Origin of the sequence: Lentzea fradiae (assembly GCF_900100955.1) — a bacterium.
GTDB classification, from domain to species: domain Bacteria; phylum Actinomycetota; class Actinomycetes; order Mycobacteriales; family Pseudonocardiaceae; genus Lentzea; species Lentzea fradiae.
In genome coordinates, this window is sequence record NZ_FNCC01000004.1 from 506,754 (window position 1) to 532,336 (window position 25,583).

General features: G+C 70.0%; 25 protein-coding genes and 1 pseudogene. 16 read left to right on the forward strand and 10 right to left on the reverse strand.

Annotated elements, in window-relative coordinates:
* Positions 1 to 92 precede the first annotated feature (92 nt).
* Positions 93 to 1,598, forward strand: coding sequence for an aldehyde dehydrogenase family protein (locus BLT23_RS12095; protein ID WP_090048491.1), 1,506 nt, complete (start codon positions 93 to 95; stop codon positions 1,596 to 1,598).
* A 34-nt stretch (positions 1,599 to 1,632) separates the two neighbouring features.
* On the opposite strand, the gene BLT23_RS12100 is transcribed toward BLT23_RS12095, so the two are convergent.
* Positions 1,633 to 2,628, reverse strand: a complete 996-nt coding sequence (locus tag BLT23_RS12100) for an ABC transporter substrate-binding protein (RefSeq protein ID WP_245743904.1) — start codon at positions 2,626 to 2,628, stop codon at positions 1,633 to 1,635.
* A gap of 145 nt (positions 2,629 to 2,773) precedes the next feature.
* Here BLT23_RS12100 and dhaK point away from each other — a divergent pair, with 145 nt between their 5' ends.
* The 7 genes from dhaK (at position 2,774) to BLT23_RS12130 (ending at position 10,180) form a co-directional block, all read left to right on the forward strand.
* Positions 2,774 to 3,766, forward strand: coding sequence for a dihydroxyacetone kinase subunit DhaK (dhaK, locus tag BLT23_RS12105; protein ID WP_090048494.1), 993 nt, complete (start codon positions 2,774 to 2,776; stop codon positions 3,764 to 3,766).
* A 1-nt stretch (position 3,767) separates the two neighbouring features.
* Positions 3,768 to 4,394 (forward strand): dihydroxyacetone kinase subunit DhaL, encoded by a 627-nt coding sequence (gene dhaL / locus BLT23_RS12110; RefSeq protein ID WP_090048496.1) that lies wholly within the window; start codon positions 3,768 to 3,770, stop codon positions 4,392 to 4,394.
* Complete coding sequence (gene dhaM, locus BLT23_RS12115; protein ID WP_090048498.1) at positions 4,391 to 5,131, forward strand: dihydroxyacetone kinase phosphoryl donor subunit DhaM; 741 nt, start codon at positions 4,391 to 4,393, stop codon at positions 5,129 to 5,131. Before dhaL ends, dhaM begins: the two co-directional genes overlap by 4 nt.
* 156 nt (positions 5,132 to 5,287) lie before the next feature.
* The gene (locus BLT23_RS40675) at positions 5,288 to 5,449 is read left to right on the forward strand and encodes a hypothetical protein (protein ID WP_176946701.1); all 162 of its coding nucleotides are present in this window, start codon (positions 5,288 to 5,290) and stop codon (positions 5,447 to 5,449) included.
* Positions 5,450 to 6,082: 633 nt separating this feature from the next.
* Positions 6,083 to 7,318: a helix-turn-helix domain-containing protein gene (locus tag BLT23_RS12120; RefSeq protein WP_176946702.1), complete on the forward strand. Its 1,236-nt coding sequence runs from the start codon at positions 6,083 to 6,085 to the stop codon at positions 7,316 to 7,318.
* Positions 7,319 to 7,760: 442 nt separating this feature from the next.
* The gene (locus BLT23_RS12125; RefSeq protein WP_090048501.1) at positions 7,761 to 9,536 is read left to right on the forward strand and encodes a 3-hydroxyacyl-CoA dehydrogenase family protein; all 1,776 of its coding nucleotides are present in this window, start codon (positions 7,761 to 7,763) and stop codon (positions 9,534 to 9,536) included.
* Positions 9,537 to 9,580: 44 nt separating this feature from the next.
* Complete coding sequence (locus BLT23_RS12130) at positions 9,581 to 10,180, forward strand: DUF3558 family protein (protein ID WP_176946703.1); 600 nt, start codon at positions 9,581 to 9,583, stop codon at positions 10,178 to 10,180.
* A 31-nt stretch (positions 10,181 to 10,211) separates the two neighbouring features.
* Here BLT23_RS12130 and BLT23_RS12135 read toward each other — a convergent pair whose 3' ends face one another.
* Complete coding sequence (locus tag BLT23_RS12135; RefSeq protein ID WP_090048504.1) at positions 10,212 to 10,418, reverse strand: FmdB family zinc ribbon protein; 207 nt, start codon at positions 10,416 to 10,418, stop codon at positions 10,212 to 10,214.
* Positions 10,419 to 10,450: 32 nt separating this feature from the next.
* Between BLT23_RS12135 and BLT23_RS12140 the strand changes: the two genes are divergently transcribed.
* A complete protein-coding gene (locus BLT23_RS12140; RefSeq protein WP_090048505.1) occupies positions 10,451 to 10,744 on the forward strand; it encodes a hypothetical protein in 294 nt (97 codons plus the stop codon).
* 16 nt (positions 10,745 to 10,760) lie between these two features.
* Here the strand turns inward: BLT23_RS12140 and BLT23_RS12145 are convergent, their stop codons facing one another.
* Together BLT23_RS12145 and BLT23_RS12150 are read right to left on the reverse strand one after the other, a co-directional pair.
* Positions 10,761 to 11,453: an alpha/beta fold hydrolase gene (locus BLT23_RS12145; RefSeq protein WP_090048507.1), complete on the reverse strand. Its 693-nt coding sequence runs from the start codon at positions 11,451 to 11,453 to the stop codon at positions 10,761 to 10,763.
* Positions 11,450 to 11,998, reverse strand: coding sequence for a GNAT family N-acetyltransferase (locus tag BLT23_RS12150; protein ID WP_090048508.1), 549 nt, complete (start codon positions 11,996 to 11,998; stop codon positions 11,450 to 11,452). The genes BLT23_RS12145 and BLT23_RS12150 overlap by 4 nt, the downstream gene beginning before the upstream one ends.
* A 23-nt stretch (positions 11,999 to 12,021) precedes the next feature.
* On the opposite strand from BLT23_RS12150, the gene BLT23_RS12155 reads away from it, so the two are divergent.
* The gene (locus BLT23_RS12155) at positions 12,022 to 12,567 is read left to right on the forward strand and encodes a histidine phosphatase family protein (protein ID WP_090048509.1); all 546 of its coding nucleotides are present in this window, start codon (positions 12,022 to 12,024) and stop codon (positions 12,565 to 12,567) included.
* Positions 12,568 to 13,033: 466 nt separating this feature from the next.
* Here the strand turns inward: BLT23_RS12155 and BLT23_RS41615 are convergent.
* The 3 genes and pseudogenes from BLT23_RS41615 to mce form a co-directional block, all read right to left on the reverse strand.
* Positions 13,034 to 14,014 (reverse strand): annotated as a pseudogene (locus BLT23_RS41615) (chromosome segregation protein); the annotation flags it as partial.
* A gap of 36 nt (positions 14,015 to 14,050) precedes the next feature.
* A complete protein-coding gene (ccrA, locus tag BLT23_RS12165; protein WP_090048513.1) occupies positions 14,051 to 15,364 on the reverse strand; it encodes a crotonyl-CoA carboxylase/reductase in 1,314 nt (437 codons plus the stop codon).
* 268 nt (positions 15,365 to 15,632) lie between these two features.
* Entirely contained in the window at positions 15,633 to 16,079 is a 447-nt protein-coding gene (gene mce, locus BLT23_RS12170; protein WP_090048514.1) for a methylmalonyl-CoA epimerase, read from the reverse strand.
* A gap of 124 nt (positions 16,080 to 16,203) precedes the next feature.
* Here mce and BLT23_RS12175 point away from each other — a divergent pair, with 124 nt between their 5' ends.
* The 6 genes from BLT23_RS12175 (at position 16,204) to BLT23_RS12200 (ending at position 22,021) form a co-directional block, all read left to right on the forward strand.
* On the forward strand, positions 16,204 to 17,394 hold the full coding sequence (locus BLT23_RS12175) for an acetyl-CoA C-acetyltransferase (protein WP_090048516.1): 1,191 nt from the start codon (positions 16,204 to 16,206) through the stop codon (positions 17,392 to 17,394).
* Positions 17,395 to 17,404: 10 nt separating this feature from the next.
* Positions 17,405 to 18,355, forward strand: a complete 951-nt coding sequence (meaB, locus tag BLT23_RS12180) for a methylmalonyl Co-A mutase-associated GTPase MeaB (RefSeq protein WP_090048517.1) — start codon at positions 17,405 to 17,407, stop codon at positions 18,353 to 18,355.
* Entirely contained in the window at positions 18,352 to 18,960 is a 609-nt protein-coding gene (locus BLT23_RS12185) for a hypothetical protein (protein ID WP_090048519.1), read from the forward strand. Before meaB ends, BLT23_RS12185 begins: the two co-directional genes overlap by 4 nt.
* A gap of 148 nt (positions 18,961 to 19,108) precedes the next feature.
* On the forward strand, positions 19,109 to 20,617 hold the full coding sequence (locus BLT23_RS12190; protein WP_090048521.1) for a sensor histidine kinase: 1,509 nt from the start codon (positions 19,109 to 19,111) through the stop codon (positions 20,615 to 20,617).
* The gene (locus tag BLT23_RS12195; RefSeq protein ID WP_090048522.1) at positions 20,608 to 21,261 is read left to right on the forward strand and encodes a response regulator; all 654 of its coding nucleotides are present in this window, start codon (positions 20,608 to 20,610) and stop codon (positions 21,259 to 21,261) included. The genes BLT23_RS12190 and BLT23_RS12195 overlap by 10 nt, the downstream gene beginning before the upstream one ends.
* Before the next feature lie 67 nt (positions 21,262 to 21,328).
* The gene (locus BLT23_RS12200) at positions 21,329 to 22,021 is read left to right on the forward strand and encodes a hypothetical protein (protein ID WP_090048524.1); all 693 of its coding nucleotides are present in this window, start codon (positions 21,329 to 21,331) and stop codon (positions 22,019 to 22,021) included.
* On the opposite strand, the gene BLT23_RS12205 is transcribed toward BLT23_RS12200, so the two are convergent.
* The 3 genes from BLT23_RS12205 to BLT23_RS12215 all read right to left on the reverse strand — a co-directional run.
* The gene (locus tag BLT23_RS12205) at positions 22,006 to 23,541 is read right to left on the reverse strand and encodes an alpha/beta hydrolase (RefSeq protein WP_176946704.1); all 1,536 of its coding nucleotides are present in this window, start codon (positions 23,539 to 23,541) and stop codon (positions 22,006 to 22,008) included. The two genes, BLT23_RS12200 and BLT23_RS12205, sit on opposite strands and share 16 nt — an antisense overlap.
* Before the next feature lie 14 nt (positions 23,542 to 23,555).
* Positions 23,556 to 25,082, reverse strand: a complete 1,527-nt coding sequence (locus BLT23_RS12210; protein WP_090048525.1) for an alpha/beta hydrolase — start codon at positions 25,080 to 25,082, stop codon at positions 23,556 to 23,558.
* Between the two features lie 211 nt (positions 25,083 to 25,293).
* Positions 25,294 to 25,583: IS3 family transposase (locus tag BLT23_RS12215; protein ID WP_143035909.1), on the reverse strand; the 290-nt coding region annotated here is incomplete at its 5' end.

Genomic DNA, 25,583 nt, shown 5'->3' on the forward strand with positions numbered 1-25,583 from the left:
GGCGGCTCCGCGCCACCGCGCGGAGCCAGAGGGCTGAAAGTTGCACAGCTACCCGTTAGGGTCGGGTTACTGGCGAGTACCGGGAGGTCCCCATGACGCAGACCGCTTCGGACAGCGCGCTGTCGGCCGATGGCGAGCAGCGGCGGTTCGCATCACTGGACCCGCGCACGGGTGAGGTCGTCGCGCACCACCCGATCCACACCGCGGCCGAGGTCGAGGACGCCGTCGCGTCGGCCCGCGAGGCCGCCACGTGGTGGGCGGGGCTCGGCTTCGAGGGCCGCAAGACCAAGCTCGACGCGTGGCGCCGCATCCTGTCGCAGCGCGCCGACGAGTTCATCTCGCTGATCAGCTCCGAGACGGGCAAGCCCGCCGACGACTCCAGGGTCGAGATCACGCTGGTGCTCGACCACCTGCACTGGGCGGCCCGGCACGCGGGGCGGGTGCTCGGCAAGCGCCGGGTCTCCTCGGGAATGCTGATGGTCAACCACAGCGCGTCGGTCGAGTACCTGCCGCTGGGCGTCGTCGGCGTCATCGGGCCGTGGAACTACCCCGCGCACACGCCGATGGGGTCGATCTCGTACGCGCTGGCCGCGGGCAACGCCGTGGTGTTCAAGCCGTCGGAGTTCACGCCCGGCGTCGGCACGTTCCTGGCGTCGACGTTCGCCGAGGCGGTGCCGGAGTACCCGGTGTTCCAGGTGGTCACGGGCTTCGGCGAGACGGGCGCGGCGCTGTGCGCTGCCGGGGTCGACAAGATCGCGTTCACCGGCTCGACCCGCACCGGCAAGAAGGTCATGGCCGCGGCCGCCGCCACGCTCACGCCCGTGCTGGTCGAGTGCGGCGGCAAGGACGCCCTGATCGTCGACTCGGACGCCGACCTGACCGCCGCCGCCGAGGCCGCGATCTGGGGCGCGGTGTCGAACGCCGGCCAGACCTGCGCGGGCGTCGAGCGGGTCTACGTGGCCGAGGACGTCGCCGACGAGTTCATCGAGATCGTCGTGAAGCGCGCCAAGAAGCTCAAGCCCGGAGGGGAGCCGAACGCGCACCTCGGACCGATCACCATGCCGTCGCAGGTCGAGATCATCCGCGAGCACGTGCGGGACGCGCTCGACCGCGGCGGCAAGGCGCTGGTGGGCGGGCCCGACTCGATCAGGCCGCCGTACGTCGAGCCGGTCGTGCTCGCGGACGTGCCGGAGGACTCGCTCGCGGTCACCGAGGAGACCTTCGGGCCGACCGTCGTGATCAACCGCGTGCCGAACGCGCTGGAGGGCGTGCGGCTCGCGAACCGGTCGAAGTACGGGCTGGGCGCCGCGGTGTTCTCGAAGTCGCGCGGCGAGGAGCTCGCGAAGGAGCTGCGGGTCGGCATGGTGTCGATCAACTCGGTGCTGACCTACGCGGCCGTTCCCGGCCTGCCGTTCGGCGGCGTGGGCGACTCCGGGTTCGGGCGCATCCACGGCGACGACGGGCTGCGCGAGTTCTCCTTCGCCAGGGCCGTGACGAAGCGGAAGTTCGCGTCGGTGATCAACATGGCGACGTACGACCGCTCGTCCATGGCGGGCAGGCAGATGATGCGGCTCGCGCGGGTGCTCTTCGGGCGCTGACGTGACCGAGGAGCACCCGCGCGGGTGTTCCTCGTCAGGCGCCGAACTGCTTCTTCAGGTCGTCCAGGACCACGTCCGCGGCGAGCACGCCGAGGCCCAGGAAGTACGTCTCGTCCGAGACGGGCTTCGCCTTGCCGGCCTTGACGGCGTTCAGGCCGTTCCACAGCGGACCGCCGAGCACGGAGTCCTGCGCGGTCTTCGCCGGGTCGCCGTAGGAGGAGTAGACGACGAAGTCGCCGTCGGCCTTGCCGATCTCCTCGGTGCTGATCTCGGCGGCCAGGTCGTCCACCTGCGACGCCGCCGGCTGCGGGATCTTGGCGTCGATCAGGATCGTGCCGATGAAGGACTTCTTGGCGTACAGGCGGATCCGGCCGGGCAGGAAGCGCAGCGCCGTGACGGTCGGGCGCACGCCCAGCTTGGCCTCGATGGCGTCGCCGGTCTCGGTGGCCTTCTTCGTGTAGTCCTCGAGCATCTTCGCGGCGTCGGCCTGGCGGTCGAGCGCGGCGGCGTTGAGGACGAAGTTCTCCTTCCACACGTAGCCGGGGCGCACGCTGAACACCGTGGGGGCGATCGCCGAGAGCTTCGGGTAGAGGGCCTCCGCGCGCAGCTGCGAACCCAGGATCAGGTCCGGGTTCAGCTTGGTGATCGCTTCGAGGTTGACGTTGTTGATCGTGCCGACGTTCTCCGGCGTGCCGGCCTTGTCGCCGACGTAGGACGGCATCGTGGGGGAGCCGTCGGTGTAGGCGATGCCGACCGGCTTGATGCCGAGCGCCACGACGTTGTCGAGCTCACCCGTGTCGAGGACGACCACCCGTTCGGGTTTCTTCTCGATCACGGTCTCACCCATCGCGTGCTTGACCGTGCGGGGGAACTCACCCGGCTTCGCCTGCGTGCCGAACCCGTTGCTCAGGTCGGTCGCCTTGCCGAAGTCCGCTTCTCCCTGGGCCACGGAGGGCTTTTCCTGGGTGCTCTCGCCGCACCCGGCGAGGGTCAGTGCGACCGCCACGAGCAGCGCTGCTGTCCTGGACACGATTGTGGTTCCTCCGCTACTCGCAGTGATGCTGACCTGCATTTGTTAGGGCAGGCTAACGGTAACGGGCGGGCGCGCCGGTTCCGAGTGTCAGACCTCCGGAGTAAGAAGGAACACGGTCACCGCCGATCGAAAGGGCCGCACGATGAAGAAGATCATCAACGATCCGGAAACCGTGGTGCGCGACGCGCTGCGGGGCATGCGGGCAGCCCATCCCGACCTGCTGACGGTGTACGAGGACCCGGCGGTCGTCGTGCGCGCCGACGCGCCCGTGCGGGGCAAGGTGGTCGTCATCTCGGGCGGCGGAGCGGGCCACGAGCCGTTGCACGGCGGGTTCGTCGGGCGCGGCATGCTCGACGCGGCCTGTCCCGGCGCGGTGTTTACCTCGCCCACGTCGGACCAGGTGCTCGACGCCGTCACGAAGACCGACGGCGGCGCGGGCGCGTTGCTGATCGTGAAGAACTACACCGGCGACGTGCTGAACTTCGAGATGGCAGGCGAGCTGGCCGAGACCGAGGTGCGCAGCGTCGTGATCGACGACGACGTGGCGGTGAAGGACTCCCTGTACACGGCGGGCCGTCGCGGCGTGGGCGGCACCGTGCTGCTGGAGAAGATCGTCGGTGCCGCGGCCGAACGGGGCGACGACCTGGCGGCGTGCGAGGAGCTGGCCAAGCGGGTGATCTCGTCGGTGCGGTCGATGGGCCTCGCCCTGAGCTCGTGCACGGTGCCGCACGTCGGGTCGCCGAGCTTCGAGCTGGCCGACGACGAGATGGAGATCGGCATCGGCATCCACGGCGAGCCGGGGCGGCAGCGCGTGCCGGTCGGCCCCGCCTCGGAGATGGTGGCGGCGTTGCTCGACCCGATCCTGGAGGACCTGCCGTTCGCCTCCGGCGACCGGGTGCTGCTGTTCACCAACTCGATGGGCGGAACTCCGTTGATCGAGCTGTACTTGGCACACGGCATCGCCGAACAACTGCTCGCGGATCGGGGGATCACGGTGGAACGAAGGCTCGTCGGCCCGTACATCACGAGCTTGGAGATGCAGGGCATGAGTCTCACGCTGCTGAAGGTGGACGACGAGATGCTCGAGCTGTGGGACGCGCCGGTGCACACGCCCGCACTGCGGTGGGGAGTCTGACGTGGGGTGCACGACCGCGGACGTCGTGACGGCACTGCGGGCGGCCGCCGCCGTGGTGCAGGAGCACCGCGACGAGCTGGTGCGCCTGGACCAGGCGATCGGCGACGCCGACCACGGCGAGAACATGCGCCGCGGCTTCGCCGCCGTGGTGTCCAAACTGGACGCAGAAGAACCGGAGACACCGGCCAAGGCCCTGAAGCTGGTGGCCACCACGCTGATCTCGACGGTCGGCGGCGCCGCGGGCCCGCTGTACGGCACGGCGTTCCTGCGCGCGTCGACAGCGGTGGCCGACCTGGCGGAGCTCGACGGCGACGCTGTGGCACGGGCACTGCGGGCAGCGCTCGACGGAGTGGTGGCCCGCGGCAAGGCCGAGGTGGGCGACAAGACGATGGTCGACGCCCTCACCCCGGCCGTCGCGGCGGCGGCCTCGTCCACAGGGTCAGCCGCCGAAGCCCTGGCAGCAGCGGCCGACGCCGCAGCCGAAGGCGCCGAGTCCACCATCCCGCTGGTGGCGCGCAAGGGCAGGGCCTCCTACCTGGGCGAACGCAGCGCGGGCCACCTGGACCCCGGCTCCCGCTCGACGGCTCTGCTGCTCAGGGCCCTCGCGGACGCGGCGGCAAAGGCATGACCGCCACCGGCAGGGTCGGCCTCGTGGTCGTCTCCCACAGCGAGATGCTGGCGAACGGCGTGGCGGAGCTGGCCGCCCAGATGGCCCCCGACGTGGCGGTGGTGGCCGTCGGCGGCACGGAGGAAGGCGGCCTGGGCACCGACTACGGTGCCGTGGTCGAGGCACTGGCCGACGCCGACACCGGCCAAGGCGTGGTGCTCCTCTACGACCTCGGCAGCGCCAAGATGACGGCGGAGATGGCCGTGGAGTCGGCCGAAGACCCGTCCCGCTACGAGGTGGTGGACGCACCCCTGGTCGAAGGAGCCGTGGCCGCCGCCGTGAAAGCCCAGGGCGGCGCCTCACTCCCCGACGTGGCATCGGCAGCGGAAGGCGCCTCCGGCGAAACCCCGGTAGCCGCCACCTCCACGACGTCGTCCTCCTCCACCACCACGTCCCCCACTTCCCAGAAGCCGGTCCTGCACGTGGTGCCGGACGCGGTGACGGCGGAGATCCGGCTGACCAACGAGGTGGGCCTGCACGCCCGCCCAGCGGCCCTGCTGACCAGGACAGTCGCCGAGCTGGACGCCGACGTCCTGATCCGCCACGCCGACGAGGAGGCGAACGCGGCCAGCGTCCTGGCCCTGATGGGCCTGGGCGCCCCCGGCGGAGCCACCGTCACGGTGGTGGCCACGGGCAAGGACGCCGCCGAGGCGGTGCGCCGCATCGAGGAGCTGGCCGAGAGGGGGTTCGACGACTGAGGCGACTCCAAGAAAGGTGCGCAAGGTCGTGACGAGTCTCCCGGGAATTTGACGCCCTGCGGAATGATATCGGCTGGGAGAATCCTCTCCTGAAGGGAGAGGATTCTGCAGATATCGGCACCTGTGCTGAAACGTGGTGCTCGGTATCATGCTGTCATGACGACACTGGAGAACCGCGTCAGGGGACTGCAGACTCGGCTTGCTGAGCTGTCCGGCGAGCGCGATGCGAAACTGGATCAGCTCGCCGGTGAGGTAGCGGAGTTGCGCAAAGACGTCAGGGAGGTCCTTGCGCTCCTGAGGGCCTCGAAAGAGGGATAGCCCGCTAGTCCGGTTCTGTTCCTCCCGATCGGTTTCGAAGCCATCGAAAACGGTATGACGAATAAGACCCGCCAGGGCGTGCGGGGCCTCGTGGCTGTGCCGGCGGGTAGCTGAGAGCTTCCGCGCCCCACCCTCCACGTACAACGCAAGCTCGCTGGACACCGCGGCTTGGTGGCCGTTCCCTGTTCATTTGTCGCGGGGTGGGTCGGGTTCGGCGGCAGGCTCGGCGGTCCTGGGTTCTTGCCGGTGGGGTTCTTCTCGGCTCCGCTCTTCCCGTGGCCGGAAGTCGGCCCGGTTCCGGCGCCTCCTCTTCCTCTGGTGGTCGTCGGCCTGCTGGTTTCGCCGCGGTAATCAAGCTCTCGCATGTGGGCCTCCCTCTTGTGCACGGGGCAACCTTGGCGGTCTGCTCCCTTTTTCCAGCCCCAGGTGAGCTGGGTCCACACACACGTGCACCGCTCAGGGCGTGGGCAGGGGTAATCACGCCGAGGCTCGGGTACCAGTCCGATCCACTCGAACATGACCACCTCCCAATCAGCGGTCTTGTCCGGACCGTCCGGGGAGAACTCACGAACATCACCCGGCTGCGACCCCAAAACGCATTTGGTCATCCGATCAGGTGGGTATCCTGCGCTTATGCGCTTGAGCGATGAAGGGTCCGTTGGCCGGCGGATCGCCCATCACCGGAAGCGCCGAGGCATGACACAGGAGGTTCTGTGCGGCCTGGTGGGCGGAAAGTCGATCGAGTGGCTGCGCCAGATCGAGAATGGCAAGCGTGATGTAGACAAGCTGTCCACGATCGTCGCGGTGGCCGAGGCATTGAAGATCGCCCCCTCCGAGTTGCTTCCCGGCCCGTTCCGCACGACGGCGAGGGCGACGAGAAGCCTGGGCAGTGCGCCCGAGGTCGTGCCGGAGATCCAGGCGTCGATGCTGCGCCACGACGGCATCGCGGGATTGCTGAACCTGCCGAACCGGCCTGTGTCCCCGGAACACCTCAGGCGGACCGTTGAACGTGCTTTCGTGTGCTCTCAAACCGAACGCTGGTCGGACATGGCTCCGCTCGTCCCGGACATGATCAGCGACGCTTGGCACCTGGTGCGGAACGCCGAGACCGATGATGAACGCCGGCAAGCGTTCGGGCTTCAGGCGCTGGTGTACCGGGTGACGTCAGGCATGCTCGATCGTCTGGGAGAGTCTCATCTTCCTTGGGTCGCCGCGGAAAGGTCGATGCACGCGGCCGAGCAGACCGGCGACCCCTTGTTGATCGCCGGAGGAGCGTGGCGTCTGGCCGTGGTCCTCCGTCACGCGGGAAGACTCACGGAGTCCACTGATGTTCCGGTGGCGGCCGCGGATGCTCTCAGGCATCGGCTGGACCACCCGGAGGCGTACAGCGTGTACGGCTCCCTCATGCTCAAGGGCGCCGTCGGAGCCGCCACGCTGGGCGACCACAAGGGCGTTCGTGACTACCTCGCTGAGGCATCCCGTGCTGCCGAAGTGATCGGCGACCGCAACGACTACTGGTTCGCGTTCGGACCGACGAATGTGGCGATCCACCGGGCGTGGTTGTCCCTTGAGCTCAGCGATCCGGCCAAGGCGATCGAACTGGCTTCCTTCGTGCCGCACGACAAGCTTCCCCGCGTGCTTGCCGAACGGCGGACGTCCCACCTGATCACCGTCGCGTGGGCCCACTACCTGAAGCGGCAGGACCGGGAAGCGCTGGACGCGCTGACAGCGGCCAAAGCCGCGGCCCCCGAACAGCTTCTGTTCACCCGCAGGGTCCACGTGATGCTGCAAGGCATGCTCAAGCGGGAACGCAGGTCGATCAAGAGCGACCTGCGGGCCATGGCCGGCTTCGTCGGCACTGTCGCCTAGTCCGACTGTCCGGTGGTGCGTTGCGCGACGCCGGTGGCGTGATCCACGCCCATCGACACCGCGATCCACACAGCAACCATGTCGGGCAGGCCGGGAGCTCAGCCCTGCGTCGGGTCGTGCACCACGCCGCTTCGCTCGGGGCTCGGCACGTCTGGTGTCCGCTCACGCCCCCGAGCAGCCAACTCGGTCAGCTCGCCGCACCCCCTCCAAACCCGCCGCCTCCACCATCCCAGGCCCCACCACATCATCCCCGGACGGCGCAAGACGCCGTTCCCCCACATGGCCTGATCAGGCCCTACGCTGAGAATCACCCCTCTCCTAGACCGATAACTGTTTCGATCCCGATGGCGAAGCTCACGGCATGGCGGCGCGCGAGGAGTGGCATAGTCGCCCGCAAGTTACTCCTTGGTAGCCCACGCTTTACCCCGCAGGGAGGTCTGCAGTGGCGCGCGAAATCAACACCGTCGGAGTCGTCGGCTTCGGAACCATGGGCGCGGGCATCGTCGAGGTACTCGCGCGCACCGGGCTCGAGGTCAGGGTGGTGGACGTCGACGCGGCCGGGCTCGAGCGCGGGCTCGGGCACCTGGAGCACTCCACCGAGCGGGCCGTGAAGCGCGAGAAGATCACGGCGGACGAGAAGGCCGTGATCCACGGGCGGGTCTCGACCAGCCTTGAGCTCAGCAGCCTCGCAGGGTGTGACCTGGTGGTCGAGGCCGTGCCGGAGAACGTCGAGCTGAAGGCGAAGATCTTCAAGGAGCTGGACGGGATTCTCGCTCCCGAGGTCGTCATCGCGTCGAACACGTCGTCGCTGTCGATCACCGAGATCGGTGTGCACACGGGCAGGCCCGGCAAGGTCGTCGGGCTGCACTTCTTCAACCCCACGCAGGTGTTGAAGCTGGTCGAGGTGGTGCGGACGGTCGTCACGGAGCCGGACGTGATCACCGACGTGGTGGCGTTCGTGGAGCGGCTGGGCAAGTCGCCGGTCGTGATCGGGGACCGGGCCGGGTTCATCGCCAACGCGTTGCTGTTCCCGTACCTCAACCACGCGGTCAAGATGCTGGAGTCGCGGTACGCGACGCGTGAGGACCTGGACGCGGCCATGCGGTACGGGTGCGGGTATCCGATGGGGCCCTTGGCGTTGCTGGACCTCATCGGTCTCGACACCGCCTACGAGATCCTCGACACGATGTACCACCAGTCGCGCAACCGCCTGCACGCTCCGGCGCCGCTGCTCAAGCAGATGATCACGGCCGGGTTGCTGGGCCGGAAGACCGGGCGCGGCTTCTACACCTACGACGGGCCCGACTCGCCGGTCGTCGTCGCGGACGCGCAGACGCCGTCCGAAGTGGACAGCGGCACGCAGGCCCGTGAGGTGCAGCGGGTCGGTGTCATCGGGACGGGCACGATGGCCACCGGGATCGCGGAGGTCTTCGCGAAGCGCGGCTACGACGTCGTGCTGCGGGCGCGCAGCCTGGAGAAAGCCGAGAGGGCGATCGGGGCGGTGCGCAAGTCGCTCGACCGCGCCGTGTCGAAGGGGCGGCTCGCCGAGGCGGACCGGGACTCCGCGCTCGGCAGGATCACGCCCGCTGTCGAGTTCGTCGAGCTCGCGGACTGCGACCTGGTGGTCGAGGCCGTCGCCGAGGAGATCGGGATCAAGAAGGAGGTCTTCGCGGCGCTCGACGAGGTGTGCAAGCCCGGCGCGGTGCTCGCGACGACGACGTCCTCGCTGCCCGTCATCGAGGTCGCGGCGGCCACGCGCAGGCCCGCCGACGTCGTCGGGCTGCACTTCTTCAACCCCGCCCAGGTCATGAAGCTGGTGGAGGTCGTCGACACGATCGCTACCGGGGCCGACGTCGTCGCGACGGCCCGCAAGATCTGCCTCGACCTCGGCAAGCACCCGGTGCACTGCGGTGACAGGGCCGGTTTCATCGTCAACGCGCTGCTGTTCCCGTACCTGAACGACGCGGTGAAGATGCTGGAGGCCCACTACGCGGAGGCCGACGACATCGACAACGCGATGAAGGTCGGCTGCGGGCTGCCGATGGGGCCGTTCGCGCTGCTCGACGTGGTGGGGCTGGACGTGTCGCTCGCGATCCAGCGCACGCTCTACAACGAGTTCCGCGAGCCCGGGTTCGCGCCGGCGCCGCTGCTGGAGCACCTGGTCACGGCCGGGCGCCTCGGTCGCAAGACCGGCAAGGGGTTCCGCGACTACTCATGAGCCGCTCACAGGAGCACCATGTCGTGTCTGGCATGGTGGAAGCCATGCGGCGACTGGTGCTCCTGTTAGCTGTCCTCGTGCTCGTGACGGGTTGTGCTCGCACGACTGTCGGTGGCACCGCGGTCGCGCAGTCGCCGCTGGACGCCGCTTCGCCGTTCGACCAGGAGCAGAAGGAGTCGGCGGAACCGAGCGAGTCCGCAGACCCGGACGAGGACCTCGACACGGCGCCGATCGACGGTGAGGCGCAGGGCGTCTGCGCGAAGCTCAAGTGGACCGACCTGCCCTACCCCGGCGCGAAGGCGGACACGCCGCCCAGCCAGATCAACTACGACTCCACGTTCGACCAGTCGTGCCGGTGGACGACGAAGGTCGACGACGTCGAGGTGGGCGTCTCGCTGCGGTTCCGCGAGGGCCGCGCGATCACCATCGAGCGCACCACCGGCGAGTGGGACGTGAAGGAGCGCAAGGTCACGTACCTCGACCGCTCCGACGACCCCGACGTCGAACCGTCGTGCGTGCTCGCCGTGCCCTACGAGGGCGGCGGGCTCGGGATCATCGTCATCGACTCGTCCGGCAAGTTCGGCGGGGTCTGCGACCAGGGCCGCAAGGTGGCCGAGGTGCTGATCGACCGCGAGACGTCCTGACCGGACCGCGGACCGGGCGGGCGAGGCGGAACTAGCCGCAGCAGCCACCACCGCAGCAACCGCCGCCGCCACCACCGGCCGGCTGCTTCTGCGTCCCGCCGATACCGGCCATGGACAGCAGTTTCACCGTGTCGGCGTGGCCGTCGGGGCAGCTCGCGGGGGAGGACGCCTCGCTCATGGGGCGCTGCAGCTCGAAGGTGTCGTCGCAGGTTCGGCAACGGAACTCGTAGGTCGGCACGGCCTGATTCTACGAGCGGTTACCGTGTGGCAGTGCCTCGTCGTAACAGCCCCCGGCCAGAAGACCGGCGACCGCTCGGCGGCGGCGTCGGCTGGGCGCGCGCCGAGTCCGGTCCCGACGGTGACTGGCTGGTCCGCAACATCTCGGGGGCGCAGGCGCAGAAGACCTACCGCTGTCCCGGCTGCGACCACGAGATCCGCCCCGGTGTGCCGCACGTCGTCGCGTGGCCGGCCGAGGAGACGGGCTCGGTCGAGGAACGCCGCCACTGGCACCAGGGCTGCTGGGACTCGCGCGGCCGGCGCAGGCCGACCACGCGTCGCTGGTGATCCGGTCCGAACGCGTCTAGAGCCCGACCTGCGCGCGCCAGCGCTCCAAGCGGGCGCGGAACTCGTCGGGACGTTCGACGGGCGGCAGGTGGCCGCAGTCCTCGATGCGTTCGCTCGTGGAACGCCGCAGCGTCACCGCGAGCTTCGCGGCCACGTCGGGAGGCGTGAGCTTGTCGTGCTCGCCGACGAGCACCAGTGACGGGACGTCCAGCGACTCCAGGACGTCCGTCGAGTCGGGCCGCCCGGCCATCGCGCGCTGCCACCACGCCACGTCCTCGGGCCGCTGCTCCAAGATCATCGTGCGCACCAGCGCGCGTGCCGTGCCGGAGGCGTTCGGGCCGAGCAGGTTCGGCACCATCGCCTCGACCAGCCACTCGCCGACGCCCTCGCGTTCGACGCGGTCGGCCATCGCGTGCCGGTTCGCGGCGGCCTCCGGCGTGTCCGCGGTGTGCTTGGTGTCGACGAAGACCAGGCCCCGCACGCGTTCCGGTGCCTGCCGAAGCAGCGCCATCGCCACATAGCCGCCCATCGAGCACCCGCCGAGCAGCACCTTGTCGAGGCCGCGTTCGTCGAGCACCGCGAGCACCTGGGACGCGAGCGCGTCCAGGCCGGGTTCGCCCTGACCGCGCAGCGACGGCGTGAGCGCACCCGGCACGTCCCACATCCGCGCGTCGAGCGGAAAGGCGTGCAGCAGCACCAGGTCAGTCATCGACTCTCCCACTCCGGCGCCAGTACCGACCACACCTCGACGTCCTGCCGGACCCCGCGGTGGGTGGAGTACGAGCGCAACACCCCGTCCCTGGTCATGCCGAGCCGGCGCGCGACCGCGATGCTGGGCGCGTTCGCCGACGACACCAGCCACTCAACCCGATGCACGCCGCGTCCGCGAATCAGGTGGTCGACGAGCAGCGTCGCGGCCCGCGTGACGAGCCCCTTGCCGACCGCGGCCGGTTCGAGCCAGCAGCCGACCTCCGCACGTGCCTGCCGGACGTCCATGACCCGCACCAGCACGCCGCCGACCAGCACGTCGTCCAGCCAGATCCCGAAGATCCGGCCGGTGTCGGCGGCGGCCTTCTCCGCGTAGCTCTGGAGCAGGTCGCGTGCGCTTGGGAGGTCCTTGGCGGCGTCGGCGAACCCGATGTGCTGCCCGATGAAGTCACGGCCGCGCTCCATGTGGGCGAAGAACTCCTCGGCCCGCCACGGCTCCAGCGGCCTGAGCTCGGCACCGTCGATGCCCAGCGCTTTTCCGAACATCCCGTTCCCCCAAGATGAGTCACGTGTCGACGCGAATCGTATTGGTGCGCCACGCGCAGTCCGTGTGGCCGAAGCACGGAGAGCCCGACGACGACGAACGACCGCTGACCGCGCGGGGACTCGCGGACGCGGAGCTGCTGGTGCCGCGCCTCGTCGCGTACCGGCCGACGGCGGTGTTGTCGAGCCCGCAGCGCAGGGCGGTGCAGACGGTCACGCCGGCGGCGCTCGCGCTCGGGCTGGAGGTGATCGCGTGGCCCGAGCTGCGCGAATGGGAGTCGGGGCTGCTACCGAGCGCCGACTGGGAGGAGCTGTACCGGCGCAGCTGGGAACACCCCGAGTCCGCCCACGGCGAGGGCGAGAGCCTCGACGGCCTGACCAGGCGGGCAGGGAGGGCACTCGCGCGCGTGGCGACTGTCCACCCGGACGAGACAGTGCTGGTCGGCTCGCACGGGACGTTCGCGTCGCGGGCGCTGATCGCGGCAGGGCACCGCGCGGACTGGGACTTCTGCCGCACGATGCCGATGCCCGCGATCTACGAGGTCACTTCTTCGCCGGCTGGGGCCGCGTGATCTTGGCGGTGGGGCCGTCGACCGGGGAGCCGGAGGGCTTCGCGGGGGCTGCCGGGGGAGCCTGGGCGGGCTTGGGCTGCGCCGCGACCGGCTTCGGCGGGGCCTGCTTCGCCTGCTGGGGCTGCTGCGGCTGCGATTGCTGAGGCTTGTTCTGTTGGGGCTTGTTCTGCTGGCCGGGCTGTCCCTGGCCGGACTGCGGCTGGGCGGATTGCGGCTGGGCGGGCTTCGCGGGAGCGGCCTGGGCCGGACCAGCCTGCCCCTGCTGCGGCTTGGCCTGCTGCGACGGTGCCTGCTGCGAGGGGGCCTGCTGGGGCTGGGCCTGCTGTGCCGGGGCGCCCTGGGGCTGTCCGGTCTGCGGCTGGGCCTGCTGCGGCTGGGCGCCCTGGCCAGGTGACTGCTGGGCGGGAACGGCCGGAGCGCCGTTCCCGGAGGACGCGGCCTGCGCCTTCTCCTCCTCCAACGGGTCGAGCAGCGGCACGACGTCCTGCAGCGCCGCCCGCACGTTGTGGAGCTGGTGCGAGAGGCGGTTGCGCAGGGTGCGGAGCTGTTCGACGCGCTGCGTGGCGGCGGCGGTGCGGCGGTTGGCCTCCTCGGTGGCCTCGCGGACGCGGCGGTTCGCCTCGTCGGTGGCCTCCTGGACGCGGGCCGTGGCCTCGGTCACGGAGTCGTGGCGGCGGCGGTTGGCCTCTTCCGTCGCCTCGCGGACGCGGCGTTCGGCCTCGGCCTTCGACGTCGTCTGCTCCTGGGCGATCGCGGCGCGGACGCGTGCGGCCTCCTCCGCCGCCTCGCGGACGCGGCGGTCCGCCTCCGCCTTGGAGGTGGCCTCCTGCGTGGCCAGCGTCGCCATCGCCTCGGAGCGGCGGGCGGCCATGGCGATCTCGAAGTCCTCCTCGACGGTCACCCGGCGCTGCTCGGACTCCTCGGCGATCTTGCGGGCGGCGCCCTCCGCCTCGGAGACGATCTTCTCGGCCTCGGTGCGCGCCGTCTCCAGGACGCCCTTGTGCTCGGCCTCCATCGCGGCGCGGCGCTCGTCGAGCTCGGCGATCAGCTTCTCGTAGCGCTGGCGCAGCACACCCGCGTCGGACTCCGCCTTGGCGCGGATGTGCCCCGCCTCCGCCTCGGCACGGGCCTTGATCTCGTTGGCCTCGTCCTGGGCCAGCCGCAGCATGCGCTGGAGGCGCTCGGAGAGCCCCTCCAGCGTCGTCGGCGGCAGTGACAGGCGCTCGACCTGGTTGCGCAGCTCGGACATCTCCGAGCGCGCGGCTTCCAGCTGGCGCGCCAGATCGGACGTCTGGGACACGGCGGCATCGCGGTCCGCGGCGAGGAGCCGCAGGTCCGAGTCGAGGCGTTCGAGATGATCCTCGACCTGGGCGCGGTCGTACCCGCGCTTGACGATGTCGAAGCCGGATCCCAGTGGGACGAGGTCACGGTCGTCGGCGAGGCCCATGCCCCTCACGCTACCCGTTCGGGTCACGTCAGAAGGTCACACACCCCGGAATCGATTGATAGCTGTGAGGTGCTTCGCGCGCAGTTCGTGATCGAGCACACCCAGACCCTCTTCGGGGGCAAGACAGAGCACGCCGACCTTGCCCTGGTGCGCGTTGCGGTGGACGTCGTGCGCGGCCTGGCCCGTTTCGTCCAGTGAGTACACCTTGGACACTGTCGGGTGAATCTTTCCCTTGGCGATCAACCGGTTCGCCTCCCACGCCTCGCGGTAGTTCGCGAAGTGGGACGACAGGATGTGCTTGAGGTTCATCCAGAGGTACCGGTTGTCGTACTGGTGCATGTACCCGGAGGTCGACGCGCACGTGACGATCTTGCCGCCCTTGCGCGCCACGAACACCGACGCGCCGAACGTCTCACGGCCGGGGTGCTCGAACACGATGTCCGGGTCCTCGCCGCCGGTCAGCTCGCGGATCTTCGCGCCGAACCGCTTCCACTCACGCGGGTCCTGCTCGTGCTCGTTCTTCCAGAACTTGTAGCCCTCCGCGGACCGGTCGATGACCAGTTCGGCGCCCATCGAACGGACGATCTCCGCCTTTTCCGGCGAGGAGACCACACAAACGGGGGTGGCTCCGCCGTTCAACGCGAACTGCGTGGCGTAGGAGCCCAGTCCGCCGGACGCGCCCCAGATGAGCACGACGTCGCCCTGCTTCATGTTGGCGCCGTTGGTCGACACGAGCTGCCGGTAGGCGGTGGAGTTCACCAGGCCCGGCGACGCCGCCTCCTCCCACGTGAGGTGCTTCGGCATCGGCATCAGCTGGTTCGACTTCACCAGCGCGAGGTCGGCGAGGCCGCCGAAGTTCGTCTCGAAGCCCCAGATCCGCTGCTGGGGGTCGAGCATCGTGTCGTTGTGGCCGTCGGGCGCCTCCAGCGGCACGTCGAGGCAGTGCGCGACGACGCGGTCGCCCGGCTTCCACGCCGTGACGCCGGGCCCGACGCGCACGACGACGCCGGCCAGGTCCGATCCCACGACGTGGTACGGCAGGTCGTGGCGGCCGCCCAGCTTCTTGAGGAACCCGAACGTGGAGACCGGCTCGAAGATCGAGGTCCACACGGTGTTGTAGTTGATCGCGGAGGCCATGACGGCGACCAGCGCCTCACCCGGCCCGAGCTCGGGCGTCGCGACCTCGTCGAGGTGCAACGACTTGCGGGGGTCCTTGTCCCTCGTCTCAACGCCCGAGAACATCTCCGTCTCGTCCGCGTGCACGGTCACGCCCCGATAGCTCTCCGGAACGTCCAACGAACCGACGGCGTCCAGCTCGTCGGCCAGGATCGCGTCAAGGATCTTCTGCACAGCGGCATTCCTTCCCTAGTGAGGGATAGTCGCAGGTTGCCGGAGGTTACTCATCAGTAAACGATCCAGAATCCTTCGTGTGAGACATTCCACTCGGAAACCGGCGGAGCATCGCCTGACCGGACGGTCATCGGAGGTGTCCGCCACTCACCCGGCTTCACCCGGACGTGTGGTTCTCATCTGCCGCGAAACGCACGCGGGGCCCTTTCGTACTGTCACGCAGTACGAAAGGGCCCCGCGTGGTGGACCCGGACGGGTGGTGGGGCGGTCAGTGAGGGGTGGTGGCCGGCTCTACGAGCTCGATCAGCACGCCGCCCGCGTCCTTGGGGTGCACGAAGTTGACGCGGCTGTTCGACGTGCCGCGCTTGGCCTCGGGGTAGAGCAGGCGCAGGCCCTTCGCCCGCAGCGCGTCGGCCGCGAGGTCCACATCGGACACGCGGTAGGCGAGCTGCTGCAGGCCGGGGCCGGAGCGGCCGATGAACTTGGCGATCGTGGAGTCCTCGGTCAGCGGCGCGAGCAGCTGGATCGCGGTGCCGTCGTGGTCGCCGGGCGCGTGCAGCATCGCCTCGCGCACGCCCTGCTCCTCGTTGACCTCCTCGTGGGAGACCTCCATGCCGAAGTTGTCGCGGTAGAACGCGACGGCCACGTCCAGGTCGGGCACCGCGATGCCCACGTGGTCGACCGCGGTCACGAACCGAGCGAGTTCTGCGTTCATGGCGGCGAGGGTATCCACGTGATCGGTGCAGGTGCCCCTGTGCGAGGTCTCACACGATTACCCGGCGGTAGCCGCCGGTATGGTGCCTTGTTAACGACCGTTCGCTCTTCCAATGGAGGCAGTTGTGTCCGGTTCCGTGATCGTCGCCGGGGCGCGCACCCCGATGGGCCGCCTGCTGGGATCGCTCAAGGACTTCTCGGGCGCCCAGCTGGGTGGTGTCGCGATCAAGGCGGCACTGGAGCGCGCGGGCGTCGCCCCCGAGCAGGTCCAGTACGTGATCATGGGTCAGGTGCTCACCGCGGGCGCCGGCCAGATCCCCGCCCGCCAGGCCGCCGTGGCCGCGGGCATCCCGATGACCGTGCCGGCGCTGACCATCAACAAGGTCTGCCTCTCCGGCATCGACGCGATCGCGCTGGCCGACCAGCTCATCCGGGCGGGCGAGTTCGACATCGTCGTGGCCGGTGGCCAGGAGTCGATGACCCAGGCGCCGCACCTGCTGCCGAAGTCGCGCGGCGGGTTCAAGTACGGCGACGTGACGATGCAGGACCACATGGCGCACGACGGCCTGTTCTGCGCGTTCGACCAGGTCGCGATGGGCGTGTCGACCGAGAAGCACAACGGCCGCCACAAGGTCACCCGCGAGGAGCAGGACGCGTTCTCCGCGCGGTCGCACCAGCTCGCCGCGAAGGCCGCCGAGAACGGCGTGTTCGACGCCGAGATCGCGCCGGTCTCCATCCCGCAGCGCAAGGGCGACCCGGTCCTGTTCAGCACGGACGAGGGCGTCCGCGGCGACACGACCGCGGAGTCGCTCGCGAAGCTGCGTCCCGCGTTCGCCGCGGACGGCACCATCACCGCGGGCTCGGCCTCGCAGATCTCCGACGGCGCCGCCGCGGTCGTGGTGATGAGCAAGGCCAAGGCGGAGGAGCTGGGCCTGGAGTGGCTCGCGGAGATCGGCGCCCACGGCGTCGTCGCGGGTCCCGACGCCTCGCTGCACGAGCAGCCGTCCAACGCCATCAAGGCCGCGTGCGCCAAGGAGGGCATCACGCCCGCCGACCTCGACCTGGTCGAGATCAACGAGGCGTTCGCCGCGGTCGGCATCGTCTCGACCCGTGAGCTCGGGATCTCCGAGGACAAGGTCAACGTCAACGGCGGCGCCATCGCGCTCGGCCACCCGATCGGCATGTCCGGCGCCCGCATCGCCCTGCACCTCGCCCTGGAGCTCCAGCGGCGCGGCGGCGGCGTGGGTGCGGCGGCGCTGTGCGGCGGCGGTGGTCAGGGCGACGCTCTGATCATCCGAGTGCCGGCCAAGGCATAGCCGTCCGGCTGTGGCCGAAGCCGTTGACGTAGCAGGACTGGTCGACCGCGCGCGTGACGGCGAACCGCGCGCGGTCGCCAGGCTGATCTCCCTGGTGGAACGGGGGAGCACCGCCCTTCCGGAGGTCGCCGCCGCACTGGCGCCGCACACCGGCAACGCCCTGGTCGTCGGTATCACCGGCGCTCCTGGCGTGGGCAAGTCGACGTCCACGAACGCCCTCGTGCGCGCCTACCGCGCCGAGGGCAAGCGGGTCGCGGTGATCGCCGTCGACCCGTCGAGCCCGTTCTCCGGCGGCGCGCTGCTGGGCGACCGCGTGCGCATGGGCGACCACGCGACGGACCCCGGTGTGTTCATCAGGTCGATGGCCACCCGCGGCCACCTGGGCGGACTGTCCTGGGCCACCCCGCAGGCGTTGCGCGTGCTCGACGCCGTCGGCTTCGACGTCGTGCTGGTCGAGACGGTCGGCGTGGGGCAGTCCGAGGTCGAGGTCGTCGCGCTGGCCGACACCACGCTGGTCCTGCTCGCGCCGGGCATGGGCGACGGCATCCAGGCGGCCAAGGCGGGCATCCTGGAGATCGCCGACGTCTTCGTGGTCAACAAGGCCGACCGCGACGGCGCCGACCAGACGGCCCGCGACCTCAAGTACATGATCTCCCTGGGACGCCGCGACCGCTCCGGCCCGTCGTGGCGGGCACCCGTGGTGAAGACCGTCGCCGCCCGCGCGGAGGGCCTGGACCGCGTGGTCGCCGCGATCGACGAGCACCGGGCGTGGATGACCGAGCACGGTGAGCTGGCCGGACGGCGGCTGCGCCGCGCCGCCGCCGAGATCGAGGCCATCGCCGTCGAACGCGTCAGGACCCGCTTCCCCGCGGCGGACGAGCTGGCCGCGCGGGTGGTCGAGGGCGAGCTGGACCCGTTCACGGCCGCGGAGAAGCTGATCAGCGGTAGCTTGGGGGAATGACCGCTTGGGGCGCACCTCCACCCGTCGTCGTCGACCTCGGCAAGAGCACCACCCGCAAGGTGCTGCTGGGCGGTTCGGTCACGGTCGTGCTGGGCGTGCTGGCCCTGGTCGGCGCCGTCTCGGCCTTCACGAACGGTGAACCGGCCGGTGGCGCCATCGCCGCGGTGATCGGCGTCGCCTTCACCGGCATCGGCGTGCTGGCCGCGGTGAGGTGGAAGACGATCTCCCGCCCGCGCAAGCTGGTCGTCGAGCAGCAGGGCATCCGCCTGGACGACCCGGAGGGTGCTCCGTGGGCCGTCGCCTGGCAGGACCTGGGCGCCGTCTCCATCTCGCGGACCAGGGAGCGCGTCGTGAACCCGGTCAACGCGGTGGCCCGGCGCACGATGGTCCGCGTCGACCTGCACCCGCGCGACCCCCAGCGGTTCCGCGCGGCGCACCCGGAGATGGAACCGCTGTGGGAGCTCCACCGCGTGGTGAACGGCTACCGGCTGCCGCTCGGCGACTCGGCGGGGTTCATCCAGCCGATCGACCACGGGCTGCGGACGTTCGCCCCCTCGCTCTACCGGGGCGTGATCGACGAGGGCTTCACCGTCGGCCTGCGCTGACCGCGTTCGGCCGGACGTGTTCGGGTTCTACTCTGAGTAGTTCTCGTTCTCACCGTTCGCAGTTCCGGCCCTCCCCTGTGACTACTGAGGGGAGTTACCCTCAGTCGTTCGTGCGGTGTCACATCTATCCCCCTGAGGGGGTGAAGCCGTGGGCGGCAGCGGGAGCACGGAACAGCGGGTGCTGGACGTGGTGCTGTCGTTCGCCGAGTTCGACACCCTGCCCCGCCTCCTGCGGCACGTCGTCGAGTCGGCCTGCGACCTGGTCGAGGCCCACTACGGCGCACTCGCGGTGATCAACGGCTGCAAGGAGCTGACCGAGTTCATCGCCGAGGACGGCAGGACGCACGTCACCGCCGGTGATCCTCGCTCGATCGGCGTAGCGGACTTCCTGGGCGCTCCGGTCGTCGTGCACGGCGAGACCTTCGGCAACCTCTTCCTGTCCGGCAAGGACGAGTTCACCGCACGCGACCGCCACATCGTCACGGCCATCGCCACCGCGGCGGGATCGGCCATCGGTCACCTCGACCGCTACGAGCAGACCCGGCGGCGCGAGGCGTGGCTGCGGGCCGCCGCCGCCGTCACGACCGACCTCCTGACCGGCACGACCGGCAGGGACGCGCTCTACCTGGTGGCGCAGACCGCCCGCAGGACCGCCGACGCCGACTTCGGCGCGCTGGTGCTGCCCGACCACAACGGCGACCTGGTGATCGAGGTGACCGACGGCGGCTCGTACGACGCCGAGGGCCTGCGGGTGCCGAAGGAGGGCGCGGTCAGCTACCGCGTCTACGAGTCGGGCGAGTCCGAGTGCCACGACGAGGGCAGGATTCCCACGGTGCCCGGCCCATGCGCCGTCGTGCCGCTGTCGGTGGGCGACCGGCGCATCGGCGTGCTGATCGTCGCCAGGCCGGTCGACGCGCCCAGCTTCGACGACCCGGACCTCATCGAGGCGTTCGCCTCGCAGGCCGCGCTGGTGCTCGAGTACACGAGGGCGCAGGGCGACACGGAGCGGCTCGCGGTGCTGGAGGACCGCGACCGCATCGCGCGCGACCTGCACGACCTCGTCATCCAGCGGCTGTTCGGGCTCGGGCTCGGATTGCAGGGGCTGACCGGGATGAGCGCGCGGCCCCAGCTCGCCGAACGGCTCGGCGGGTTCGTGGAGGAGGTCGACCACACGATCCGCGAGATCCGCCGCACCATCTTCTCGTTGCAGGAGCCGCCGTCCGGCAGCGCGAGCCTGCGCGGCCAGGTGCTCAACGCCGTGCACGAGTCCGCACGGTTGCTCGGCTTCGAACCGGACGTGGCACTGGAGGGGCCCCTCGACTCCGTGGTGCCGGACCAGCTGAGGCCGGACTTGCTCGCCACGCTCCGCGAAGCGCTCGCGAACGTCGTGCGACACGCTCGGGCGAAGCACGTCGCCGTAACCGTGGGCGTCAACCGCACGATGACACGGCTGGAGCTCACGGTCAAAGACGACGGGCGGGGCCTGCCGCTGGCCGACGACTCCGGCGGGGTGCCCCACCACGCGGGAGGGCTCGCCAACATGGCGGCCCGCGCCCGGCGCCACCACGGCGACTGCGCGGTGGACTCCATCCCCGGCGCGGGGGTGAGCATCACCTGGTTCGTTCCGCTGGTCCTGCAGGAGGCGACATGGCGATAGCGGTGCTCTTGGTGGACGACCACGAGATCGTGCGGCGCGGGCTCGTGCAGCTGCTGGCGCAGGCGGACGACATCGAGGTGGTCGGGCAGGCGGACGGCGCCGGCTCGGCGGTGCGGCAGGCGCCGCGGGTCAAGCCGGACGTGGCGATCATCGACGTGCGGCTGCCCGACGGCGACGGCGTCACGGTGTGCCGGGAGATCCGCAGCCTCGTGCAGCCGCCGCCCGCGTGCCTGATGCTCACGTCCTATTCGGACGACGAGGCGCTGTTCGGCGCGATCATGGCGGGCGCGGCCGGGTACATGCTGAAGGAGGTCTCCGGCAACGACCTCGTGGCCGCGGTCCGCACGCTCGCCTCCGGCGGGTCGCTGCTGCACGCGGGCGTCACGGCGACCGTGCTGCAACGGCTGCGGGGCGGGCCCGAGGAGGACCCGCGCTACTCGACGCTCAGCCCGCAGGAGCGCAGGATCCTCGACCTCATCGCCGAGGGCATGACCAACCGGCAGATCGCGAACCGCCTGTTCCTGGCGGAGAAGACGGTCAAGAACTACGTGTCGTCCCTGCTGCACAAGCTCGGCTTCGACCGCCGCACCGAGGCGGGTGTCTACGCGGCGCGGCGCAGGCGCGCCCACCCCGGCGCCTACTGATCGAGTCGCGGCTCCGCTGTCCCGTGCCACTATCGTCTGGTGTGGACGGACAGCCGAGGGGAGCCGCGTGACGCACCGCCATTTCGCCGTGGTGAACCACTTCCACCCGCACGTCCGCGACCCGTTCCTGCTGCTGCGCCAGCGAGGGAAGGGCTTCGAGCGCTTCACCGAGGACCGCGACTGGGTTCCCGCCGGGCGTCAGTGGGCGCTCGGCGAACCGGTCGAGGGCACGCTGCTCAACCACCTGCTGACGTCCTGGACGCCACGGCCGGTGCGGACCGAGCACCGGTTCTTCGCCTTCCTGGACGAGAACGGGGAACCGCTGCGCCTCGCGCACCTGTGGAACGACGCGAACGGCGTGCTGGCGGAGCGGACGTTCGTCAGCGAAGGCTGGCGCGTGGTCGGGCCGTGCGTGTTCGAAGGAGATCGGCGGGTCGAGATCGACGAGACCCGCGCGCGAGAGCTGGAAGCCGTCGTGACGCGGAACAGCCGTGAGCCCGCGGACGGGCGGTACCGCTACTGGGCCGTCCTCGACCCCGTGCTGCAACGGGTGCTGCGGACGTGGGGCGGCGAGGACGGCACGCGGTACGCGCAGTGGTCGATGGGACCCCGCTGGCACCGCGTGCACGTCCTCGACGTCGTGCGGGACGGCACGGCTCAACCGGTCGCTGTCGAGGTGGCGGAGGAGCTGCGCCGGTCGTTCCCCGCTATCGCGGATTCCGTCGGCGCAGCTCCCGCCGGGTGTCACCAGCCGAGCTGAACCGCCAGCCTGCGCGCCTGCTCCAGCGGACCGGCCTGGCCCTGACCCGGTTCGGGCAGCGGCACACCGGGGCAGGACAGGTCGCGCGGCGGCGTCACGCGGTCGATGAGGTAGCGCTCGACCACGTCGTTGACGCACTCGTTGTCGAACCCGTAGATGCCGTGGTCACCCTCGTCCTTCACGGTCAGCATCCGGGAGCCGGCGAACCCGGCGTGCGCCTTGCGCGCGCCCTCGATCGGCGTCGGGGCGTCCCGTTCGGACTGCACCATCAACGTCGGCGTGACGCCGTGTCCGTTGGGGCGCTTGAGGTTGACGTTCGGGCGGTCCCAGTACGCGCAGGGGCCCATGATCTGGTAGTAGCCCAGCAGCGGCCACTTGGCGCCGTCGGCCGCCGCGTCCCGTTCGAGGTACTTGCGGTCACCGCGGAACTTCGTGTCGTTGCACAGGATCGACAGCTGCGTGGCCAGCGGCGCGTCCGGGAAGCTCGCCTGCGCCGTCATCAGCGCGGGCGTTGAACCGGCCAGCTGGGCCAGCTTGCTCGCGGCGGCCTCGAACGAGTACTTGCTGTAGATGTTCTGGAACAGCACCGCGTCGAGGCTGACCGGGTAGTACGTGCCCTCCGGCAGGGTCACGGGCTGTTCTGCGAGCTTGGCCCGCGTGCGTTCGTACGACTGGCGCACCTCTTCGCCGGTCTTGCCGAGGTGGTAGAGGTCGTCGTACTTCGCCACCCACGGCAGGAAGTCGACACGGAAGCGCCGTTCGAAGCCCATGCCGAAGTCGCCGAACACGTCCTGCCACGGCGCCGTGAAGTCGGTGTTCGAGTCGAGCACGATCTTGTCGAGCGTCTTCGGGAAGTAGGTGGCGTAGTAGGCGCCCATCCAGCTGCCGCCGGAGTAGCCGAGCCAGTCGACCTTCTTGCGCCCCAGCACCTGCCGCAGCAGGTCCAGGTCCTTCACCGTCTGGTCGGTCGTGATGTACCGGCCGAGCTCACCGGACTTGGTCTGGCAGAACTTCGCCTGCAGCTCCATGCCCGCGTAGAGCAGGTCGAGGTTCGCCTTGCTGCGGTCGCGCGGGTCCGTGGAGCCGAGCGTGTCGTACCCGCCGCAGGTGACGTTGCCACTGGCACCCGTGCCGCGCACGTCGATGCCGTAGATTTCGGCGTTCTCGCTGAGCTTGGGCCGGCTCAGGTAGAGCAGCGGCAGGGTGCGCCCCTCACCGCCGGGACCGCCGGGGTTGGTGAAGATCGCCGTCTTCGCCTTGCCGTCCGCCGGCTTGGTGCGGCTGACGGCGATTGTGATGGTCTTGCCGTTGCGCGGGTTGTTCCAGTCCATCGGCGTGGTGAAGCTGCCGCACTCCAGGCGTTCCGCGCCAGGAGGGAACCCCGGCGGCACCGTGTCGAAGCACTTCTGCCACTGGATGTCCTGCGTCGCGAAACCGGCCGCCGCCTGCGCTTGTGGTGCCATCAGCAGCGATGCCGCCGTCACGGCGGTCAGCGCCGCCGCGATTTTCCTGCGGTGCATGTGTTTTCCCCCTCTTACCAGCCGAGCTGCGTGGCGAGCTGCCGTGCCCGGGTCAACGGGTTGTGCACGGTCTCGCCGGGTGTGGGCAACGGAACCCCCGGACACGACAAGTCTTTCCGCGGCGCGACACCGTCGACGAGATAGCGCTCGACGACCGTGTTCACGCACTCGTTGCCGAACCCGTAGATCCCGTGGTCACCCTCGTCCTCAACGGTGAGCAGCACGGAGTTGTTGAAGTCGCGGTGCGCTTTCTTCGCGCCCTCGATCGGCGTCGCCGGGTCGCGCACGGACTGCACCATCAGCGTCGGCGCGACACCGTGCCCGGTCGGCTTCTTCAGCCGCACGTCCGGGCGGTCCCAGAACGCGCAGGGACCCTGGAGCTGGTAGTAGCCGAACAGAGGCCACTTCGCACCGTCGCGAACCGCGTCGCGCTCCAGGTACTTCCGGTCGCCCTGGAACGGGGTGTCGTTGCAGAGGATCGAGTAGAGCGTGCCCGTGGAGGCGTCCGGGTAGCTCGTCGCCTGCGCGGTCAGCCGCTGTGGCGACACACCGGCCAGTTCGGCGAACAGCGTGGCGGTCGCGTCGAACGACGACTTGTCGTAGAGCGACGCGCGCAGCAGGAAGTCCAGGACCACCCCGTTGTAGACGCCCTCCGGCCGCGTGACGGGCTCGGCGTTCAGCTTGGCGCGCGTGCGTTCGTAGGACTGGCGCACCTCCTCGCCGGTCTTGCCGAGGTGGTACAGGTCGTCGTACTTCGCCACCCACGGCAGGAAGTCGACGCGGAAGCGGCGCTCGAAGCCCATGCCCCAGTCGTCGAACACGTTCTGCCACGGCCCGGTGAAGTCGGCGTTGGAGTCGAGCACGATCCGGTCGAGCGTCTTCGGGAAGTACGTGGCGTAGTACGCGCCCATCCAGCTGCCACCGGAGTAGCCGAGCCAGCTGACCTTCTTCTTGCCCAGCAGCTGCCGGAGGAGGTCCAGGTCCTTCACCGTCTGGTCGGTGGTGACGTACCGGCCGAGCTCGCCGGACGCGGACTGGCAGGTCCTCGCCTGCTGCTCCATGTCGCCGTAGATCCGGTCGAGGTTGGCCTTGCTCCGGTCGCGCGGATCGGTCGTGCCCAGCGCGAAGAACTCGCCGCACGTCACGTTGTCGCTGCCGCCGGTGCCGCGCACGTCGATGCCGATGATCTCGGCGTTCTCGCTCAGCTTCGGCCGGTCGACGTACACGAGCGGCAGCGAGCGGCCGGCGCCGCCGGGACCGCCGGGGTTGGTGAAGACGGTGGTCTTCGCCTTGCCGTTCTTCGGCGTGAGCCGGCTGACGGCGATCGTGATCGTCTTGCCGTTGCGCGGGTTGTTCCAGTCCATCGGCGCGGTGAAACTGCCGCACTCCAGGCGTTCCGCGCCCGGCGGCGCACCGGGTGGCAGCGTGTCGAAGCACTTCTCCCAGGCGATGGCCCGGCCTGGCGCCGCGTGGGCCGGTGGTGCGAGCAGGAGCGCTGTCGCGGTGACGACCAGCGTCGCCGCGGTTCTCTTGCGGTTCATCCGGTGGTTCCCCCTCCCGCCGGCCGGGTCGACCGGCGGGTCCAGCTCATCGTCTCGGGAGGGGCGCGGGCATCGCCCTTTGGGTGGCGACCGCCTACGACTTCGGTCTTACCCCGACTCGCCGAAGCAGTGATGACATTCGTCATCCGGCGCAGCAGGGCCGTCCCACGAAGTGAACTGGGCCCCGAAAGTTGGACTGGCTAACTGAAGGTTAGGCCGCGAGGGCCTGGGCTCGGTATTCGACCGGGCTCAGGCCCTCGAGCGTGGTGGAGATGCGGGTGGTGTTGTACCAGCTGATGTAGTCGTCCAGTGCCGCGGTGAACTCCTCGACGGTGTCGAACCTGTTGTGGTGGAACAGTTCTGCCTTCAGGTGGCCGAAGAAGTTCTCGGCCATCGAGTTGTCCAGGCAGTTGGCCCGCCGTGACATCGACTGGGTCAGGCCCGCGTCGTCGAGCAGGGTGCGCCAGGAGGCGTGCTGGTACTGAAAGCCCTGGTCGGAGT

Excerpts from the sequence above, each read along its gene's own strand:
- BLT23_RS12185 (WP_090048519.1), top strand. The coding sequence starts at position 18,352 with ATGACCGCTTGGGGCGCACCTCCACCCGTCGTCGTCGACCTCGGCAAG.
- BLT23_RS12095 (WP_090048491.1), top strand. The coding sequence starts at position 93 with ATGACGCAGACCGCTTCGGACAGCGCGCTGTCGGCCGATGGCGAGCAG.
- BLT23_RS12210 (WP_090048525.1), bottom strand. The coding sequence starts at position 25,082 with ATGAACCGCAAGAGAACCGCGGCGACGCTGGTCGTCACCGCGACAGCG.
- dhaM (WP_090048498.1), top strand. The coding sequence starts at position 4,391 with ATGACCGCCACCGGCAGGGTCGGCCTCGTGGTCGTCTCCCACAGCGAG.
- BLT23_RS12150 (WP_090048508.1), bottom strand. The coding sequence starts at position 11,998 with ATGTTCGGAAAAGCGCTGGGCATCGACGGTGCCGAGCTCAGGCCGCTG.
- BLT23_RS12145 (WP_090048507.1), bottom strand. The coding sequence starts at position 11,453 with ATGACTGACCTGGTGCTGCTGCACGCCTTTCCGCTCGACGCGCGGATG.
- BLT23_RS12130 (WP_176946703.1), top strand. The coding sequence starts at position 9,581 with ATGCGGCGACTGGTGCTCCTGTTAGCTGTCCTCGTGCTCGTGACGGGT.
- mce (WP_090048514.1), bottom strand. The coding sequence starts at position 16,079 with ATGAACGCAGAACTCGCTCGGTTCGTGACCGCGGTCGACCACGTGGGC.
- BLT23_RS12195 (WP_090048522.1), top strand. The coding sequence starts at position 20,608 with ATGGCGATAGCGGTGCTCTTGGTGGACGACCACGAGATCGTGCGGCGC.
- BLT23_RS12120 (WP_176946702.1), top strand. The coding sequence starts at position 6,083 with ATGCGCTTGAGCGATGAAGGGTCCGTTGGCCGGCGGATCGCCCATCAC.
- dhaK (WP_090048494.1), top strand. The coding sequence starts at position 2,774 with ATGAAGAAGATCATCAACGATCCGGAAACCGTGGTGCGCGACGCGCTG.
- BLT23_RS40675 (WP_176946701.1), top strand. The coding sequence starts at position 5,288 with ATGACGACACTGGAGAACCGCGTCAGGGGACTGCAGACTCGGCTTGCT.
- BLT23_RS12205 (WP_176946704.1), bottom strand. The coding sequence starts at position 23,541 with ATGCACCGCAGGAAAATCGCGGCGGCGCTGACCGCCGTGACGGCGGCA.